The organism is Lysinibacillus agricola (assembly GCF_016638705.1).
GTDB classification, from domain to species: Bacteria; Bacillota; Bacilli; order Bacillales_A; family Planococcaceae; genus Lysinibacillus; species Lysinibacillus agricola.
The window spans coordinates 688745-706841 of sequence record NZ_CP067341.1 but is presented as its reverse complement, the minus strand read 5'-3'; the positions used below and the strand labels follow the sequence as shown (position 1 = coordinate 706841).

General features: G+C 39.2%; 18 protein-coding genes and 1 riboswitch. Of the genes, 5 read left to right on the top strand and 13 right to left on the bottom strand.

Annotated elements, in window-relative coordinates:
- Nucleotides 1-213: 213 nt before the first annotated feature.
- Nucleotides 214-396, bottom strand: a riboswitch (cobalamin riboswitch).
- A 275-nt stretch (nt 397-671) separates the two neighbouring features.
- Genes FJQ98_RS03400 through FJQ98_RS03390 form a run of 3 tightly spaced genes read right to left on the bottom strand, consistent with a single transcriptional unit; the run spans nt 672 to nt 4225 of the window.
- Entirely contained in the window at nt 672-2339 is a 1668-nt protein-coding gene (locus FJQ98_RS03400; RefSeq protein ID WP_053596486.1) for an acyl-CoA dehydrogenase family protein, read from the bottom strand.
- 1 nt (nt 2340) lies between these two features.
- A complete protein-coding gene (locus FJQ98_RS03395) occupies nt 2341-3843 on the bottom strand; it encodes a class I adenylate-forming enzyme family protein (protein ID WP_053596487.1) in 1503 nt (500 codons plus the stop codon).
- Nucleotides 3836-4225: a MerR family transcriptional regulator gene (locus FJQ98_RS03390; protein WP_053596488.1), complete on the bottom strand. Its 390-nt coding sequence runs from the start codon at nt 4223-4225 to the stop codon at nt 3836-3838. The genes FJQ98_RS03395 and FJQ98_RS03390 overlap by 8 nt, the downstream gene beginning before the upstream one ends.
- 87 nt (nt 4226-4312) lie before the next feature.
- Between FJQ98_RS03390 and FJQ98_RS03385 the strand changes: the two genes are divergently transcribed.
- Entirely contained in the window at nt 4313-4777 is a 465-nt protein-coding gene (locus FJQ98_RS03385) for a hypothetical protein (RefSeq protein ID WP_143115015.1), read from the top strand.
- On the opposite strand, the gene argS is transcribed toward FJQ98_RS03385, so the two are convergent.
- Entirely contained in the window at nt 4707-6374 is a 1668-nt protein-coding gene (gene argS / locus FJQ98_RS03380; protein ID WP_053596489.1) for an arginine--tRNA ligase, read from the bottom strand. The two genes, FJQ98_RS03385 and argS, sit on opposite strands and share 71 nt — an antisense overlap.
- Nucleotides 6374-6805: a YwiB family protein gene (locus FJQ98_RS03375; RefSeq protein WP_053596490.1), complete on the bottom strand. Its 432-nt coding sequence runs from the start codon at nt 6803-6805 to the stop codon at nt 6374-6376. The genes argS and FJQ98_RS03375 overlap by 1 nt, the downstream gene beginning before the upstream one ends.
- 184 nt (nt 6806-6989) lie before the next feature.
- Here FJQ98_RS03375 and FJQ98_RS03370 point away from each other — a divergent pair, with 184 nt between their 5' ends.
- Nucleotides 6990-7919 carry a threonine ammonia-lyase gene (locus FJQ98_RS03370; RefSeq protein ID WP_053596491.1) on the top strand — a complete coding sequence of 310 codons (930 nt, stop codon included), beginning with the start codon at nt 6990-6992 and terminating at the stop codon, nt 7917-7919.
- 64 nt (nt 7920-7983) lie between these two features.
- Here FJQ98_RS03370 and FJQ98_RS03365 read toward each other — a convergent pair whose 3' ends face one another.
- The 6 genes from FJQ98_RS03365 to FJQ98_RS03345 form a co-directional block, all read right to left on the bottom strand.
- Nucleotides 7984-8742, bottom strand: a complete 759-nt coding sequence (locus FJQ98_RS03365) for a CPBP family intramembrane glutamic endopeptidase (protein WP_053596492.1) — start codon at nt 8740-8742, stop codon at nt 7984-7986.
- Nucleotides 8739-9308 (bottom strand): TetR/AcrR family transcriptional regulator, encoded by a 570-nt coding sequence (locus tag FJQ98_RS03360; RefSeq protein ID WP_053596493.1) that lies wholly within the window; start codon nt 9306-9308, stop codon nt 8739-8741. The genes FJQ98_RS03365 and FJQ98_RS03360 overlap by 4 nt, the downstream gene beginning before the upstream one ends.
- A gap of 166 nt (nt 9309-9474) precedes the next feature.
- Nucleotides 9475-10308: an IS3 family transposase gene (locus tag FJQ98_RS26630; RefSeq protein ID WP_246494280.1), complete on the bottom strand. Its 834-nt coding sequence runs from the start codon at nt 10306-10308 to the stop codon at nt 9475-9477.
- Between the two features lie 4 nt (nt 10309-10312).
- Nucleotides 10313-10825, bottom strand: a complete 513-nt coding sequence (locus tag FJQ98_RS26625) for an HTH domain-containing protein (protein ID WP_246494278.1) — start codon at nt 10823-10825, stop codon at nt 10313-10315.
- Between the two features lie 259 nt (nt 10826-11084).
- Nucleotides 11085-11279 carry a hypothetical protein gene (locus FJQ98_RS03350; RefSeq protein WP_053595457.1) on the bottom strand — a complete coding sequence of 65 codons (195 nt, stop codon included), beginning with the start codon at nt 11277-11279 and terminating at the stop codon, nt 11085-11087.
- Between the two features lie 164 nt (nt 11280-11443).
- Nucleotides 11444-11827 carry a winged helix-turn-helix transcriptional regulator gene (locus FJQ98_RS03345; protein ID WP_053595456.1) on the bottom strand — a complete coding sequence of 128 codons (384 nt, stop codon included), beginning with the start codon at nt 11825-11827 and terminating at the stop codon, nt 11444-11446.
- A 164-nt stretch (nt 11828-11991) separates the two neighbouring features.
- On the opposite strand from FJQ98_RS03345, the gene FJQ98_RS03340 reads away from it, so the two are divergent.
- Nucleotides 11992-12708, top strand: coding sequence for a 3-ketoacyl-ACP reductase (locus tag FJQ98_RS03340; RefSeq protein ID WP_053595455.1), 717 nt, complete (start codon nt 11992-11994; stop codon nt 12706-12708).
- 136 nt (nt 12709-12844) lie between these two features.
- On the opposite strand, the gene speB is transcribed toward FJQ98_RS03340, so the two are convergent.
- Nucleotides 12845-13717 (bottom strand): agmatinase, encoded by an 873-nt coding sequence (gene speB / locus FJQ98_RS03335; protein ID WP_053595454.1) that lies wholly within the window; start codon nt 13715-13717, stop codon nt 12845-12847.
- 565 nt (nt 13718-14282) lie between these two features.
- Here speB and FJQ98_RS03330 point away from each other — a divergent pair.
- Complete coding sequence (locus FJQ98_RS03330) at nt 14283-16337, top strand: transglycosylase domain-containing protein (protein ID WP_053595453.1); 2055 nt, start codon at nt 14283-14285, stop codon at nt 16335-16337.
- A 344-nt stretch (nt 16338-16681) separates the two neighbouring features.
- Here the strand turns inward: FJQ98_RS03330 and FJQ98_RS03325 are convergent, their stop codons facing one another.
- Complete coding sequence (locus FJQ98_RS03325) at nt 16682-17197, bottom strand: YwhD family protein (protein ID WP_053595452.1); 516 nt, start codon at nt 17195-17197, stop codon at nt 16682-16684.
- A gap of 390 nt (nt 17198-17587) precedes the next feature.
- Here FJQ98_RS03325 and FJQ98_RS03320 point away from each other — a divergent pair, with 390 nt between their 5' ends.
- A complete protein-coding gene (locus FJQ98_RS03320) occupies nt 17588-17773 on the top strand; it encodes a 2-hydroxymuconate tautomerase (protein WP_053595450.1) in 186 nt (61 codons plus the stop codon).
- The last annotated feature ends 324 nt before the right edge of the window (nt 17774-18097 follow it).

Genomic DNA, 18097 nt, shown 5'->3' with positions numbered 1-18097 from the left:
ATCACCCAACATTATGAGTTTATCGCCTAACTTTGTTGTTTTATCACCCAACATCAGGTTTATCGTTCAACATTGTGGATTTATCGCTCATTTTTTCAAATTTATCGACATCAATCTTACAAAACAAATACCCCTCATCACAAAAAGATGAGGGGGTCAAATTTGCACAAAAAATACGCATACAAAATCCACCACCCTATCCTCGTAGGCTGCAACGTGTTTTCTATAAAGGCAGGTCTCCTGGCTCGTGCTCCATTCGCTTTTTCATGCCTTCCCGAAATTTTCAGTGGCGCAAATTGAAAAAACTCACACATACAGTGGCGGGACCGCATCGGAATTACACCGATTTCCCTTTTCACTTTACATAAGTAAAGAACCTTTATAATATTCAGTTGATTTTTATTATACATGAAAACAAAAGAAGTCGCCTCCATTCGAGACGACTTCTATTTGGACACCTACTGAAAAGTAACATAACCCGCATTCATCTCACAACCTATAGAGGTGGGAGACTTCTATAATTAAAGTTGCACTTATGTTACAAAAACATTTGTAGCTGACACTTTGCTTTCGCTACAAAAAACACCTGTAGCTGACGTTTCACTTTCGCTACACAAAACATTTGTAGCTGACGTTTCACTTTCGCCACACAAAACATTTGCTGAAAGAAGTTAAACTATATCTGAAAAATACTGGACCGTTTTCATTGGTGCACCCATTTCTCGCAATGCCCATGTGCTCTCTAAATAAATATCTGCTAGCTTTTCATATTTGCCGCCGAATTTTTGTGCCCATTCGACCGCTACAACACTTTCATATAAATGTGCCATTTTTTCTGCGACCTTTTTTGCTTCAAACGTTTTCGTCGCTTCATCTAAACCGCTAAATGTTTGCAAAGTCGAGTCTAATTTTGCTAATTGCTCCACTACAATTTCCACTAATGGACTGTCAGCTAGTTTTTCTAGACGTTCCTCCATGACACGAACAAACAATTCATGGACATGAAACTTATCAACTAAACGAATGAGCTCTAAAGCTAAAATATTGGCAGTTCCCTCCCACACAGTAAGCACCTGTGCATCTCTTAATAAGCGAGGTGTTACAAAGTCTTCAATATAGCCATTTCCACCATGTAATTCAATCGCTTCACTCGCATAATGTACCGCTTGCTCTGCCGTTTCTTTTTTCATGATAGCAATATACAAGCGATTCAAAATGATGTCCTCTTCATTCCCCTGTCCACTTGTAACTTTATCGTACTGATGAATAAGATCAAAAACTGTCGCAACCTCCACATGAAGCTTGGCAGCGAATTTCCCTAGCGTATCCTGAATCATAGGATATTGCGTTAAAGGCTTACCAAATGCCTGACGATTTGTCACATAGTGCTTCGCCTCTAAATAACCACGGCGCATAATGCCTATAGATGCAACAGCATTGCAAATTCTTGATAAATTAAGCGCCTCCAGCATATAATATATTCCTTTATTCGGCTCACCTACGACATAAGCTAGTGCACCATCAAATTCCACCTCACCCGAAGGTACGGCTCTAACGCCAAGTTTATCCTTCAAACGTCGAATGCGGAGGTTATTAACTGTTCCATCCTCTTTCCGCCATGGAACCGCAAATAATGTTAAGCCCTTTGAGCCTGCCTGAGCCCCTTCCATACGTGCCAATACCATGGCTACTCCACACATTCCTGCGTTTGATGCGAAATATTTCTCACCATATAAACGATACTGATTGCCGTCCTGTTTTGCCTCTACAACATTCGCACCAACATCAGAGCCACCTTGACGCTCCGTTAAAAATGTCGCTCCCTCATATAGCTCGGTATCTCCTGTTGCACAAACATGTGGTAAAAAGCGCTCCTTCACCTCATCACTCGCATAATGGTCAAGGAGATAAGCAGTTGCCATTGTTAAAGTAACAGGACAGTAAAAGCCTGGCTCAGTATGGGACAGTATATAACCTTGAGCAAAGCTATACACATAGTTGCCCTTTCTACCTAATTGCGGAATATCTTTATGCACATAGCCAACAATGCCAGTATTGTACGTCTCTTCAATTGTCTTTTTATAGCCATCATTAACCCAAATCTCTGACACTTCTTCACCATAGGCATTATACCTTTGTAATCGAGGTTCACCCTCTCTATCCGTATGTTTGGCTCTCACATCAATATCTCCAGCACAAAGCTCACCAAAATCTGTTAACTCGCGTGTTGCATATTCCACAAACTCTTTATCTAGCATCATTTCTAAAACTTTATGAAGTGTATCATTATCCTTAAAAAAATTCGTTGTTTTCATTTCTTCCTGCTGTAAAACCTTCATGCTATCTCACCTCTTGTCCCTTCAAAGTTTGTTTTAGTATTTTGCCCGATGCATTCCGTGGTAGCGCTTCTACACGTTCAAAGATGCGTGGAATTTTATATTTAGCAAGATGCTCCTCCAAATAAGCTTTAAGTTCGTCCTCGTTAATTTCTATTTTAGAAGCATAAACGGCCTTCACCGTTTCTCCCCACTCTGGATGTGGTACACCTATGACAGCAACCTCAAATATTCCCTCATAGCTCAACATACGATCTTCAATTTCTTTCGGATAAATATTCACACCGCCAGAAAAAATGACATCCTTTTTACGATCAACAATCCAAATATATCCATCCTCATCCACGCGAGCCAAATCACCCGTTTTCAGCCAGCCATCTATAAATGCAGCCTTTGTTGCGATATCATCCTTGTAATAGCCCAGCATATTACCTTCACCAAGTAACACAATTTCTCCCACTTCACCAACACTGACATCTTCTCCATTGTCGTTAATAATGCGCAGCTCCGCTCCAAGTGGTGCACGCCGGCCAATACTTCCCGCCTTCGTTGCATGTTCTCTGCCAAACAATAACGAACCATTCGGACCAGCCTCTGTTAAGCCATAAACGCAAGTTAAATTATCTGTGCGGAAAGCTTTTTGTAGATGCTGGACTTCGTTTTGTGATAAAGGCGCTCCACCATAAACCCACCATTTCATCGATGATAAATCAGCCGTTTGCAATCTTGGCATTTGGGCAGTTAATAAATAAGCGACAGGTGCACCAAAGAAATGTGTTGTCCTTTCCTGCTCAATCGAATCAATAAACAAATCAGGTGTAAACGTTGGTGTTAGCACATTTGTTGAGCCTATAAGTACGCCTGCCATTAAAAATAAATGTAATGGAGCCGAATGAGTCAACGGCATCATGAGAAGGATTCGGCTTTCAGGCTTTACTTCCATTTCAACTGCAATCATTTGCGCTACAGTTAAAATATTGCGATAGCTGAACAACACACCCTTTGGTTTTCCCGTTGTACCCGAGGTATATAAAATCGTTGAGACATCATCTTCATTAAGCTGGCAATCAATAGTTTGAGTGCTCGCCTGTTGAATAAGCGTTTCATAGTTTAGCCAACCAGCCTGCTCTTGACCTGTTTTAATTTTTAAAGGGACTATCGTGATGTTTTCGACTGCTGCAAAAATGACTTCATGTACTAGAATAGCTTTAGCATCCGCATGCTGCGCTACATACTCAACCTCTTGCAGCGTAAATTTCGCATTTACTGGAACGACTATAGCTCCAATGCGCTGAATAGCAAAATAACTAACGACAAACTCTACAACATTCGGCATAAAAATGATAACTTTATCGCCCTGCCGCACACCTTGCTCTAATAAAGCATGACCAAAACGTGTCACTTGCTCATCTAAATCATGATAGGTCACTCGTCTGCCTTGACAAACAACCGCTTCAATCATAGAGTACTTTCGGGCATTACGTGCTAACAAACTCGAACTATTCATCATGCATCTCTCCCTTTAAAGTTAATAATTTTTCAGTAAACACGCCTTGTAATTGCTGCAACTCATTTTTCATTTGCGTAAGCTCTGCTATTTTGCTATCAATTTCTTGAATTTTTTGCTCCCCATATTCAACCGTACGCTCCAACTGCTGAATGCCCGTGCGATCAAAATCAAACAGCAATACCATCTCCTTGATCTCCTCAAGTGAAAAACCGTAACGCTTTCCTCGGAAAATAAGCTTAAGCTTCGCCAACTCTTTTTTTGAAAAGGTTCGTTGATTAGTAGATGAACGATTAGGATTAAGCAGCCCAAGCTCCTCGTAATAACGAATTGTCCGTGTCGAAACATTAAACTGCTTAGCCACTTCTTGAATCGTCTTCAACAGCATCTCCCCCTTCCCATTTTCCATCAGTATATCATTGACGTTAACGTAAACTGCAACGAAATATTTGAAGTTTACAGAAAAATATTGTTTAAAGAAGATGAATTGATCAGTTCAGGGATTTTATCCGGCACTTCGATGATTCTATCCGTCGCTCTGGCGGTTCTTTCCGTCGCTTTGCTGGTTCTTTCCGTCGCTTCGAATCCTTTCCGTCGCTCTGGCGGTTTTTTCCGCCGCTTTGCTGGTTCTTTCCGTCGCTCTGGCGGTTCTTTCCGCCGCTTTGCTGGTTCTTATCCGTCGCTTCGAATTCTATCCGTCGCTCTGGCGGTTCTTTCCGTCGCTTCGAATTCTTTCCGTCACTCTGGCGGTTCTTTCCGTCGCTTTGATTCTATCTGCCACTTCAACAGCTCTATCCATCTAAGCCATGTCAACACAAAAAACCCCCGGCACATTGTCGTGCCGGGGGCTGGAAAGACTATTATTACATTTTTTCTGGTGCAGATACGCCGATTAAGCGTAGTGCGTTGGCAATTGTTGTACGCACAGCCGTAATAAGCGCTAAACGAGCCTCTGTTAGCTCTTTATTTGAAGGGTCTAACACTTTTTCAGCGTTATAGAAGCTGTGGAATGTAGCTGCTGTTTCTTGGATATAGTTAGCGATACGGTGTGGTGTACGGTGCTTCGCAGCATCTGCTACCACTTTCGGGAAGTCGCCCACTTTTTTCAGTAAATCAATTTCTTTTTCAGCTGTTAACAGAGTTAAATGATCTGTTGTAGCAGCAAAGCCTTGCTCATTCGCTGAACGTAAAATAGAAGAAATACGTGCATGCGCATATTGTGCATAATACACTGGGTTTTCATTTGATTGAGATACGGCAAGGTCAAGGTCAAAGTCCATGTGAGAATCGCCTGCAGTTTTCACGAAGAAATAACGTACTGCATCTAAGCCAACCTCTTCTACAAGCTCACGCATTGTAACAGCGTTGCCTGTACGTTTAGACATTTTGAATTTTTCACCGTTTTTATAAAGCTGAACCATTTGGATAATCTCTACTTCAAGCGTATCACGGTCGTAACCAAGCGCCTGAATAGCAGCTTTCATACGTGGGATATAGCCGTGGTGATCAGCTCCCCAAATATTAATTAATTTATCGAAGCCACGTACAATTTTGTCCTCATGGTATGCGATATCCGGAGTCAGGTATGTGAATGAACCATCATTTTTAATTAACACGCGGTCTTTATCGTCGCCAAATGTTGTCGAACGGAACCAAGTAGCACCATCTTCTTCAAATACATGACCATTCGCTTTTAGTTTATCTAATGCTACTTCAATTTTGCCGTTTTCATATAGTGACGTTTCAGAATACCACACATCAAAGTTTACGCGGAAGTTTGCAAGGTCTGTTTTTAACTTGTCTAATTCTAACGCTAAACCATGCTGACGGAAGAACGCAAAACGATCTTCATCAGATTTTGATAAAATTGAATCGCCATGCTCACCTGCTAATTTACCAGCGATTCCAATAATATCCGCACCGTGGTAGCCATCCTCTGGCATCTCAGCTTCTAACCCTAAAGCTTGTTTATAACGCGCTTCAAGTGAATAAGCTAAGTTATTGATTTGGTTACCCGCATCGTTAATATAGTACTCACGAGATACACCGTAGCCTGCCATATCTAACACATTACATAATGAATCCCCTACAGAAGCTCCACGTGCATGACCTAAATGAAGATCACCAGTTGGATTTGCAGATACGAATTCAACTTGAATTTTTTCTCCTGCACCAGCATTAGAACGACCATAATCAACACCTTGCTCAAGCACTGCTTTTACTACACCTGTTAGGAAATCTTTACGCACAGTAATATTCATGAAGCCAGGGCCAGCAATATCGATTTTTTCAATATCTGTACCTGCTGTATCAAGATTTTCTAAAATAGCTTCAGCAATGGCACGAGGTGGTTTTTTTGCTAATTTCGTTAATTGCATAGCAATGTTTGTCGCATAGTCTCCATTTGCCTTATCCTTTGGTGTTTCAAGGTGAATATTTAACTCTGTGCCAGCATCGACTAAGCCAGCTTTTTCAACAGCCTGCGCAATCGCTGCTTTAATGGCTTGTTGTACTTGTTCTACTGCGTTCATCATTGTACCTCCGTAAATGTAATGTCTAATGTATAATTGCCAACGGATTGCCCATCCATTAGTAAATCGTACTGTACATGGAAATCTCCGTTTACTGCCTGCTTTGTAAACGTCATTTCTTTCGTGTCTATGACGAGTGGCATTGAACCGAATTCACTTTCATAATGACCCATTTGTTGTTCAATTATGTTAAGTGGTAGTCGCATTTTTACTGCACCAGTACGCATAATTAATGCCTGTTCATTGCCTAACTTCATAGTTGTGCGGATGGTTTTATCCTCCTGCACCTCTTCATATTTCAAATAGATGCTTCCTGCTTTTTCAAGTAGCTGCCCTGTCAGCCACATTTCATAACTTTCGGTTTCCCCTTCAATCGGGCAAATCGTAGAAATGAGCTTAATGTTCACCTGCGATCTTGCTTCGTTCGCCATTATGGACGCTCCCTTTTATTGTTTTTACTATAACCTTTTTATTATAGGATGAATACTCATACTTTTTCAAGATAGAAGTAAGTATTGTGTGCATGGCGTGTTTACCTATTGACACAAATTACCTATCAATCTACAGTAAAAACATCAGAATTTTCAATTAATTAAACGGAATGAGGGTTGCTTTATGATAACACTTGAAAAAATTCATGCTGCTAAACGAAGAATTTCATCATATATATATGAAACACCCGTTATTCGATTAAATGGGCTCGATCATCTTTTAGGATGTCACGTTTACATTAAAGCCGAGAATATGCAAAAAACAAACTCTTTTAAAATTCGCGGAGCTCTCAATAAAATGCTGTCCATGCCGTTAGAACAATTGCAAAAAGGCGTAGTTGCTGCTTCCTCGGGTAATCATGGCAAGGGCGTTGCCTATGCTGCCAAGCTATTAAATAGTAAGGCAACAATTGTTCTACCGGATTCAGCTCCTACAATTAAAGTTGAAGGAATACGTGCCTTAGGTGCAGAGGTTGTACAGTGTAAGCTTGCAGAAAGACATGTAGTAACAGAAAAACTCAGTCGTGATCATGGTTATTGCATTATACATCCTTATGATGATTACGATATTATGGCAGGACAAGGAACAGCAGGTTTAGAAATTTTAGCACAGCTCCCTGATGTTAATACCATTGTTATCCCTATTGGCGGCGGTGGTTTAATTAGTGGCATTGCAACTGCTGTAAAATCCATATCACCTCATATTAGAATAATTGGCGTGGAGCCTGCTGTTATTTCGCGTTATGGCAAAAGCTTTGAAGCTGGCGAAAGATTGCTTTTAAAGGAACAAAAATCTTTGGCAGATGCTCTATTAACTTTACAGCCAGGAGAACGGAACTTTCCAATTGTTCAGCAGCTTGTCGATGAGGTTGTAAGTGTAGATGAAGCATTGATTCATCGTGGGATGAAGACCTTACTTTCCGAGGGTAAAATTATCGCAGAACCTTCCTCCTCCATCGGTATTGGCGCTGCCCTTCAAGGAATTTTACCTATTAGTAAAAACGAAAAAGTGTGCTTCCTTATTTCAGGAGGCAATGTTGAATTACAACAATAAGCTCATTAAGGTGACTAGACAAAAAAAGCATCCACTCAAATAGATGCTTTTTTGCTTGTCGAGTTTAAACGTAACTCTCAGGATTTTTTAAATTCATAACAGCCTTTTTAGGAAATAAAGCTCTCCAGAAATAAATTGCGAGACCAATTAACACTAAACAATGAAAGATATAAATAGAAACAGAAAGAACATTCGGCTCACTATCGGTCAAGAATGCAATAAAATCATGCGTAGCGTGCCAAATAATAGGAAACATAATACTTTTTGTCTTTGCAACAATTTCTGCACAAACTAACCCAAAGAGGCATGCAAAAACTACTTGCAGTAATGTCAATAAAAAATCCTGACCTGCAGCTAAATGTGCAAGATGTCCAATTCCAAATAAAATAGAGGAGCCTATAATAGCCGTTTTAAGCCCTTTCGCTGATAAATATTTGAAAATTAGACCACGGAAAATAAACTCTTCAAAAAGACCAACGGCAATAACAAATAGAAGCAAAATAAGTACGTATTGCGCAGAAAAACCATCTTGATCTGCAATACCATTAAAGAATGCAACCAGCTCAGAAACAACGATAACAGCCATCCATGCCTCTGCTTTAAACTTTCTAAATCCGAAATCTTGGAAAGAAAATTTACTTTTTTTCATGATCCAAAGAGTAACTAGTACACCAACTGCAAAGGCAATAAATTGAATTAAAACTATAAAGCTTAAGCTACTTATATTTTTGACAGCTATAATTACACCAGCTATGAAAGGAAAAACAATTGCAAGTAAAGTAAAAAGTATCGATAAAAGAATAGGTGAATTTTTTATTTTCATTTATTTTCTCCATTCAATAATTTTTGTTTAACGCCTTCAAAAACGTCTTTTAAAATGCTCTCAATTTCCGAACTATCTAAATCACAAGTATTCGTCGCACACATTGTCGCAATACCGTGTGTAGTTAACCATATATTTACAAATAGAGATTTAGCAGAGGTTTGAGTTAATCCTGTTAATTTAGAAATGATTGCTATAATCCCTTGGTTTTCTACGTCATTTAGTAAATCCGAAAAGCTAGAGATTTTATATTTATTGGATAGAAATAATAGCTCAAATAGCTTCTTTTCTTCGCGAGCAAAGTTAATATAAGCTAACCCCATTCCTAAAAAAGAACTTTCATGCAAGCCCTGAAACATTTTTTCGTTATAAAGATTGCTAGCCCTTTCATAGACTGCGTACTTTAAATCGTCCATACTCGAGAATAATCGAAATATAGGCTTTGTCGAACAGCCTAACTCTTTTGCTAAATCCCGTGCATTGACACTATCAATCCCACTCTCTCTAGCCATTTCAAAAGCACAATCCAATAAAATTTCCTCTGTAAATCGCTCTTTTGGTGCCAAAAAAAATTTCCTCCCTCAATAGGTAACATTTGTTACCTTATAATGTAACAGTATTTTCCTATCAATGTCAATTAGGTATTTAATTCTAATCTAAAAAATTCCAAAGAAATAAAAAAGCCCACTTTGTATAAAGTGTACCCTTTGTAAAGGACATTTTGAAAAAAAGCTAGGCAACCTTCTGAAGCTGCTGTCTGTATTTTGCAGGCGGCAGCTTTTTCAAGTTCCATTGCCCTCGATAATGGTTGTAATACATCATATAACTTTTCACTTCTCGTTTTACTTCTTCTAATGTTTCGCACGCTTTCAGATTGGTTTCATCTTTAAAATGACCGAAGAAGGATTCTTGAGGGGCGTTATCCCAACAGTTTCCTCGGCGTGACATAGATTGCCCTAGTCCCATTTCCTTCACAAGTTTCTGGAATTTTGGATTCGTATAATGGAATCCTTGATCTGAATGAATAAATGCATCTTTCGTTAAATGGTGGTGATTTCGCTTCAATTTACGAAGTGTATTGAGCGCGATATCCATACTTAATGAAGCAGATACTTCATACGCTAAAATTTCGTTTGTCTCAGCGTCCTTAATCGTTGATAAATAAGCACGTTTGCCGTTTCCATACGTCAAATACGTGATATCTGTTAATAATACTTTTCCTGCTACACCTTGTTTAAAGTTACGTTGTAATTCATTTGGACATGTACGATGTTCTTTTTGTCGCTTTAGCCATTCTACGTGCCGGATTCGCTTTTTCGAATTGGGCATACAATCTCGAATTTCTTCATAATGCGGCGAATACGTTTTTAAGTTATACGCAATCCCATATTGATTCTCTAACGTCATTTTTAATTTGACGTGCACCTTTCTTACGTCCTCGGAAATGATACGCTTTTTAAAAATGATTTCTTTGATTGCTTCATCTGCTAACTCATGGGCTGCGCGCTTTTTGTGCTGATTTTTTTCAGTGAAATAATTATAGTAACCTGAACGAGATACGCCCATGATTTCACATAGATAGCTTACTAAACGTTTTTAGTTTATATTTTTTTGAATCGTTTTTACTGATTAAATCAAATTTTAGTTCTGTTGCGATTGTTATTTCTTCTTTAACATCTGCCTTTCGAGTAGATCGAGCTTTTTTTAAAAGTTCATTCTCTGCTTGTAATAATCGATTTTTTTCGCTTCTAATCGTGCAATTTTTTTCTTCTAAACTTAATTCCCGTTCTATTGGACGACCTGAATTCGTTTTCCGTGTATCTTGTAGACCCGCTACTCCAGTTGTACGATAAGCTGCGCGCCAACGCTTTCCCGCTGAACTAATGCGCTTCAAACCAATCAGTTCAACATCTAAACCGGCCTCTTCAAAAATCGTTCTTGGGAGTTTTCCTTTTTCATTTTCTGCAATAAAATGGCGTTTAAATTCTTCAGTATAAGTAATCGCTTTATCACTAATAGCTTGGACATTAGGATTACAGTTTAGTTGTTCTTGCTCTTTTTTTGTAAATAATCTTTTCGTCATTTCATTCCGCTCCGACATCTTTTTTCTCATTATAAACAAAAGTACCCAATAGGATAGACTTTTTTCAAAGTGTCTATCTTATAGGGTACAGTTTAGTAAATGAGCCTTGTTTTTCCAAGAAAGTCCGGGAACTCCCAATAGCTTTTGATGCCTGGTATGATTATGTTAGCCAAATGCAAGTGGGGCTAAAAGTGATCTCATTACGCTTCCCCACTTTTAGCCCCACATTATAAAATTAATTATATTACCTAGATTTCCCTTATTCCAAATTTAGTAAATCAGAAATTATTTCTGCACTTCCTGGTGAAAACATAAATATTGAGAATGAAATACATAATAATCCTACAAACACAATACCAATTTTCTTAATTAGCAAAGATTGTTTTTTCATAAATAGGCCTTTAAATATCAAAAACAACCCTAAAAATAAGATTAAGAAATACCAAACCCCCATTGTTTCACCTCTTTTACAAAATAAGACGTTAAAGGTTACGGAAAGTTCAGCCGTCTTATTCAGTTTGCGTATAGAAATAAAGAAGTTGAATTAGGCTCGATGAAATAAAGTACCATCTGCTATTTTAAAGTTGTTTAAAAACAGCACCGACAATTTAAATCAAGCTAAATGACCTCGTTATTGCTTTCTTGTTTAATTTGATTGATTCTCTTTTTTCCCCATTCATACATCATCTCCACGATTGGTAACAACGTCATCCCTAGTTCAGTCATTGAATATTCGACTTTCGGAGGAACTTCTGGAAACACTTCTCGATGAACAATTCCATCTTCCATCAGTTCACGTAATTGGTTTGATAATATTTTATGAGATATTTTCGGAAAAAGTCTTTGAAGCTCACTGAAGCGATGCGGCCCTTCTACACCTAAATGCCACAAAATAACAACTTTCCATTTCCCACTAATAATCGATAAGGTAAGTTCTTTTTCACAATGATAATCATTATTTACTATTCTCTCTTTTATCTCTTCTCTTAATTTATCCGACATAGAGCTAACCCTCTTTCATATAAGTAACTTTTAGTAACCTCCGCACAAAAAAGTGCACTCTTCACAATGTAGAAAACCGTAGTAAAATGAGGTTAGTCTTAAAGACAAATCTTAATCTATTTTTTCGTCTAAATAAAACGATCTTATTTAAAGGAGAGAAAAATATGCAAGTAATCGCAGGTAAAGTGGCGTTAATTACAGGAGCAGGACGTGGAATTGGACGCGCAACAGCAGTAGCTTTTGCGCAAGAAGGTATTCACGTAGGTCTTGTTGGACGTACGCTTGAAAATTTACAACAAGTAGCAGAGGAACTTAAACAGTATGATGTGAAGGTAGCCATTGCTGCGGCAAATGTAGCGGATTTAGACTCTATTACTACAGCCGTTGAATCTATTCGCGGCGAGCTTGGCTCGATCGATATTTTAGTAAACAATGCTGGTATTTCAAAATTCGGTGGCTTCATGGACTTAACGCCTGAAGAATGGACAAATATTATCGATGTCAACGTAAAAGGTGTGTATTACACAACACGCGCTGTATTACCGGAGATGATCGAGCGCAATACAGGCGACATCATTAATATCTCCTCAACAGCTGGTCAAAAAGGTGCACCAATTACAAGCGCATACTCGGCTTCAAAAGCTGCTGTTATCGGACTAAGTGAATCATTAATGCTTGAAGTGCGTAAGAAAAACATTCGCGTTACAACATTAACGCCAAGTACAGTTGCTACAGATATGGCTGTTGAACTAAACTTAACAGACGGCAATCCAGAAAAAGTGATGCAAGCAGAAGATTTAGCAGATTTAATGGTTGCACAGTTAAAACTTCATCCACGTGTTGTCTTAAAACATGCTGGACTTTGGTCGACGAACCCTTAATAGAACGATTCGAAATATCAAGACGCTATCCGATGTATTGGGGATGGCGTCTTTTTTTTATAACGATAAGGAAAATGGGGCTAGCTTATTGCTACCCCCACTCCAACTACTTTATATCAACATTAGAAAACCCTACTTATTTTATCCAGCCCAATATCATTTCTCTTAATAGTTTTGAAGCTGTATTCGCTGTCATTTCTGATGAGTCGTAGATTGGTGCTACCTCAACTAGGTCAAAGCCCACTACATTGACACCACTTGCTGCGATCGCATGGATTGACGCTAGTAATTCTTTTGATGTAATGCCTCCGCAATCTACCGTACCCGTGCCTGGTGCATGTGCTGGGTCAAGTACATCAATATCAATCGTCACGTAAACATTACGTCCTGCTAAAGACGGTAATACTTCTTTTAATGGCTCTAGCACTTCAAATTTTGAAATGTGCATGCCATTTTCCTTTGCCCATTCGAATTCTTCCTTCATACCTGAACGAATACCAAATGAATACACATTTTTCGGTCCGATATGTTCAGCAATTTTACGAATAGGCGTTGAGTGAGAAAGTGGCTCCCCTTCATATTCTTCACGTAAGTCTGTATGTGCATCGAAGTGGATAATTGCTAGGTCATCATATTTTGCTGAGACAGCCTTCATTACAGGCCATGATACTAAATGCTCGCCACCCATGCCGACAGGAATCTTGCCATCCGCTAACAGCTTTTCGATAAATTTTTCAATTTCATCTAACGAGCGCTGTGCGTTGCCGAATGGTAAAGGTATATCTCCCGCATCAAAATATTTCACTTCTTCTAGCTCACGGTCTAAATATGGGCTGTATTCTTCTAGACCAATCGATACTTCACGAATACGTTGCGGACCAAAACGTGAACCCGGACGATAACTAACTGTCCAGTCCATTGGCATACCATAAATGACTGCCTGAGCATCCTCATATGTAGGATGACTTTTTATAAAAACATTTCCTGAATAAGCTTCATCAAATCTCATTGCTCGACCTCCACTTTTATTAGAATTAATTCTATTAGATTCATTTGCATCACTTAGGGTTGATTTCCGTACCGACTGGGCGCTTTGTAGCTGCCGCTTCGCTTTCGCACAGAGCAAAGCTTCCTGGGGGCGTCGGGGCAACAGGATGTTGGTCACGAAGGCGTTATCACAGGATGTGATGGTTTTAGCCTTCGTTCCCCTATTGCTAATCCCCAGGAGTCGCCCAGTCGTAACGAAGATCAACTTATCCACAAGGGTACGTTTTAGCAAAACGTCATCCCTAACTTTCAGTGATGGACCTTTTACCATTACTCTATTAAGGGCTTACAGGATTGTAATGAAACCTCTATCCTTGTATCCTCGTATAAATTATTGGAACGTCTAGCAAAATTCGATTAAAATTTACAAGGTGTCATTCTTTTGTCGAATGCTAGCATTTCAAACAGTACAAAAAAAGTATAGATGTTTTTGAATAAAGTGCAATAGTTTTTGCCTAGAATTTCGATTAAAGATGATTGTTCAGACACATACTATACGCAAGTGTGAGAAAACGAGGTGAAGTCGGATGAAGAGAAAAAGCTATCAACGTAAGCAAAAACGTTCAAAGCGTACACGTAAAGCACTTACCCTTTTTGTCGCCTTTACATCCGCAATTGTAGTAGCATTTATAGCTTTACGCGTCTATGTTCAAGTGGCTGGTGCCCCGCCTTTAACCGTACCTAAAGCCTCTATTTTCTTAGATGAAAATGAGAACCAAATTGGGGATCACTTTACGAATGAACGACGTTACTGGGTTAGTCTTGATGAGATGTCTCCCTATTTAAAGCAAGCAGTAGTAGCTGTTGAGGATAAAGATTTTTATAAGCATGGCGGTTTAGATTTTTCTCGTATCGCTGGTGCATTATTAGTTGATCTTAAGGCTGGAAGTAAGGTTCAAGGAGCTAGTACAATTACACAACAATATGCTCGGAATCTATATCTTTCACATGAGAAATCGTGGACACGAAAATTAAATGAAGCACTGTATGCTTATAGATTAGAAGTTTTTTATGATAAGGATGAAATACTGGAAGGTTACTTAAATACTGTTTACTACGGCCATGGTATGTACGGCGTAGAAGCTGCAAGTCGATTTTATTATGGAAAATCTGCAAAAGATTTAACACTTGCGGAAGCAGCAATGTTAACTGGGGTTCCAAAAGGGCCAAGTATTTACTCCCCTATTGTCAATATAGATAAGGCAACTAATCGCCAACACGTTATTTTAAAACTGATGACCGATCAAGGTGCTATTACGCAAGATGAAAAAACACGTGCAGAAAGTGAACAGCTTGTCTTAAAGAATGATAGCTGGGTAGCAACAAAATCTGTAGCGCCATTTTTCCTTGACGTAGCATGGCAAGAGGCTAGTGAAATTTTGAAATCAAAAAATCTCGACATTAGTGAAGGTGGCTGGACCATCCAAACAACTCTTAATCTAGGACACCAAAAAGCAGCAGAAGAAGCGGTAACTAAAAATATGCCTGGTAATGATCTCCAAGCTGCATTCGTTAGTATGGAATCAAAAACAGGTGCCGTTACAGCACTAGTCGGAGGTCGTGACTATGCTACAAGCTCATTTAACAGAGTTACACAAGCAAAACGTCAGCCAGGGTCAACCATTAAACCTATTTTATATGCAGCAGCTTTAGAGAATGGTTATACACCATTAACTTTTTTAGAGGTAGGTGAAACAACTTTCACTTATGATAAAGGACGTGCCACATATTCACCTAAAAATGTTAACGGTGAATTTGCAAACCATGATATGTCTATGGCACAGGCTATTGCTATTTCTGATAATATTTACGCAGTTAAAACTTTAGAGGAGATTGGATTTAAACCATTTCACGAGATGGCTAATCGCTTCAACGTGAATATCGGTACTAAGGACAACCTATCCATCGCGCTAGGAACGGCGGAAACAACTTTATATGAAATGACGAATGCCTATAATATTTTAGCATCACAGGGTCAAAAAACCCTTCCTACTACTATTGTTTCTATTAAAAATGCTAATGGTGACGTCATCTACGAAAATAAAGAAGTTAGTAACGAAGCTGAGCCAGTTCTCTCAAAGGAAAATACGTATATCTTAACAGAAATGATGACAGGTATTTTCGATCCTGTATTTAGCGATTATTCTCCAGCTACAGGGATTAGCATTCGTTCTCGTATGACGCATACGTATGCAGCCAAATCTGGCTCTACAAATAGCGATCAGTGGTTAATTGGATTTACACCTAGCTTAACCGCTGGCGTATGGAACGGCTATGACCAAGGAAAAAATCTAACGGCAAAAGAAGATACTGCAGCTACAAAGCAAATATGGATCGATTTTATGGAGGCCGTCAATAAAGGAACAAAGAACGAGGATTTTGCTAAGCCTAAAGACGTTAAGGGTGTAGTCATCGATATTGAATCAGGTAAGTTGGCGACAGATGCCTGCCCTAAACAACGTCTCGTGTATTTAGATGCTAAGGATGTACCGACTGAAAAATGCGCAAACTTTGATATTCTCGATAGCAATACGTGGGGAGAATTTTGGAACATGCTCCCATTCTCCATTTTTAAAAAATAACTAATCAGGCGGAACCTTTATCCGCTGCACACGTTTAATAAGCGAAGGCTCTCGACAAAGTAACAGATATATACGAAAAGAAAAAGCTTTCTCTTCCCCGGAGCCGTGTCCGTGGGAACAGAAAGCTTTTCTTATTTATGGTTCGCGAAGTAGATGAGCATCATGGGGCATTCGGCTTGGGTTGTTCAAATGCCGCATAGCGCTCATCACATTCGCAGAACCAAGTGTCCTAGCTTACTAAAATGTAAGCTCTGAATCAAGTTTACTTTGTTTCAAACCCACTTTCAACCTTATATCGAAAGCGATTGCAAAATGTCACAGATTGTTCAATCATTATAGGTCTATTATACAAATAAGTCTTGACGTAATTGATCCTCACTACGTACCCAAAGTTCCGGATTGAGCTCCTCTAAGAAAGAAGCTAACACTTTTTTGGATGGTGCATCCATATGCTCTACAATAATATGACGCTTCATAGATTTATCCATTTTATTCACATGATCAGCTAAAATTTTATAGCCACGACGTTTTTCCCGATTGACTACCATTTCACACGCAGTAACACCCGCATAGTAAGGTCCATCCTCTTTATGGTCTATTGTTACCCATACTAGCCAATACGGTTTTCCACCCTCTGAATCAGCACGATCTTTCGTAAATTTAATACCTCGTTCCACATCACTGCGAGCATGCATTGCACCGATCTCAACTGATGCCGTCCCCTCTTCTATATCGATAATGACTGGCGATACGTTTTCAAGTGAAAGCGAACCGATACCAAATCCCTTATGTCCGTCTGTTGGGTCATTTTTGATAATAGTAAAGCCCATTTTTTGTTTTGGTTTTTCTTCATTTGACATTCTTTAATTACCTCCATTCTGCTATTATAAAGTAAAGCATAGTTAAGCGCATTGGTGCCGTAATGAAAGCGATACTGGCATTGCGCAAATGCCTAAATACAAGTAAGAAGTTTATACTTTCTTATCAATTTCGCCTTGGCGTAATTGTTGCTGTCGCTTCGCTATCGCACAGATAAACAATGCGTCCGAATTTTGAATTGTGCTCGCACAATTCATTCCTTTCAAAATCCGTGACATCCGCGGAGGCTTTATCTTCATTCAGTAGGTGTTTGGACACCCACGGAAAAGGAATCACGCCCGCATTCATCTTACCACCTTCAGAGGTTGAAGTCTTCTACTGAATGGAGATAAACTAACTATACAACATTATTCTATAAAGGAGGCAATATTATGCCATACGTAACAGTGAAAATGCTTGAAGGTCGTACAGACGAACAAAAACGTGCTCTAGTCAAAGAAGTAACAGAAGCCGTTTCTCGTACTGTAGACGCGCCACCAGAAAACGTAACAGTTTTCATCGAAGAAATGCCAAAAAGCCATATTGGAGTTGCAGGCGTACGCTTCAGCGATAAATAAAGATTATAACGGGTAGAGCAACCTAAAGCTCTACCCATTTTTATAATTATGATATAGTGTCCCCATTGGCGATACATAACGTTTAATCAGCTATAATTGCCGATTTTATTTAGTTCCAACAGCTGAGTATGACCTACTACCAGCGATGTCTTCGGTTCTAGCGACGAGACTTAATCTGTTACCGGCGATTCTTGCGGTTTTAGCGGCGGAATTTGATCTTCTTCCGGGAAGTCTTCAGTTCTACCAGCGGAACTCGGCCTGCTTCCGGTGATGTCTTCAGTTCTACTAGCAATCCGGAATTTCAACTAGGATGTGATCTATAAA

Coding starts and splice junctions, on each gene's coding strand:
- FJQ98_RS26630 (WP_246494280.1), bottom strand. CDS start 10,308: ATGGGCGTATCTCGTTCAGGTTACTATAATTATTTCACTGAAAAAAAT.
- FJQ98_RS03345 (WP_053595456.1), bottom strand. CDS start 11,827: ATGTCGGATAAATTAAGAGAAGAGATAAAAGAGAGAATAGTAAATAAT.
- FJQ98_RS03340 (WP_053595455.1), top strand. CDS start 11,992: ATGCAAGTAATCGCAGGTAAAGTGGCGTTAATTACAGGAGCAGGACGT.
- FJQ98_RS03330 (WP_053595453.1), top strand. CDS start 14,283: ATGAAGAGAAAAAGCTATCAACGTAAGCAAAAACGTTCAAAGCGTACA.
- speB (WP_053595454.1), bottom strand. CDS start 13,717: ATGAGATTTGATGAAGCTTATTCAGGAAATGTTTTTATAAAAAGTCAT.
- FJQ98_RS03400 (WP_053596486.1), bottom strand. CDS start 2,339: ATGAAGGTTTTACAGCAGGAAGAAATGAAAACAACGAATTTTTTTAAG.
- FJQ98_RS03325 (WP_053595452.1), bottom strand. CDS start 17,197: ATGTCAAATGAAGAAAAACCAAAACAAAAAATGGGCTTTACTATTATC.
- FJQ98_RS03370 (WP_053596491.1), top strand. CDS start 6,990: ATGATAACACTTGAAAAAATTCATGCTGCTAAACGAAGAATTTCATCA.
- FJQ98_RS03375 (WP_053596490.1), bottom strand. CDS start 6,805: ATGGCGAACGAAGCAAGATCGCAGGTGAACATTAAGCTCATTTCTACG.
- argS (WP_053596489.1), bottom strand. CDS start 6,374: ATGAACGCAGTAGAACAAGTACAACAAGCCATTAAAGCAGCGATTGCG.
- FJQ98_RS03365 (WP_053596492.1), bottom strand. CDS start 8,742: ATGAAAATAAAAAATTCACCTATTCTTTTATCGATACTTTTTACTTTA.
- FJQ98_RS03350 (WP_053595457.1), bottom strand. CDS start 11,279: ATGGGGGTTTGGTATTTCTTAATCTTATTTTTAGGGTTGTTTTTGATA.
- FJQ98_RS26625 (WP_246494278.1), bottom strand. CDS start 10,825: ATGACGAAAAGATTATTTACAAAAAAAGAGCAAGAACAACTAAACTGT.
- FJQ98_RS03395 (WP_053596487.1), bottom strand. CDS start 3,843: ATGAATAGTTCGAGTTTGTTAGCACGTAATGCCCGAAAGTACTCTATG.
- FJQ98_RS03320 (WP_053595450.1), top strand. CDS start 17,588: ATGCCATACGTAACAGTGAAAATGCTTGAAGGTCGTACAGACGAACAA.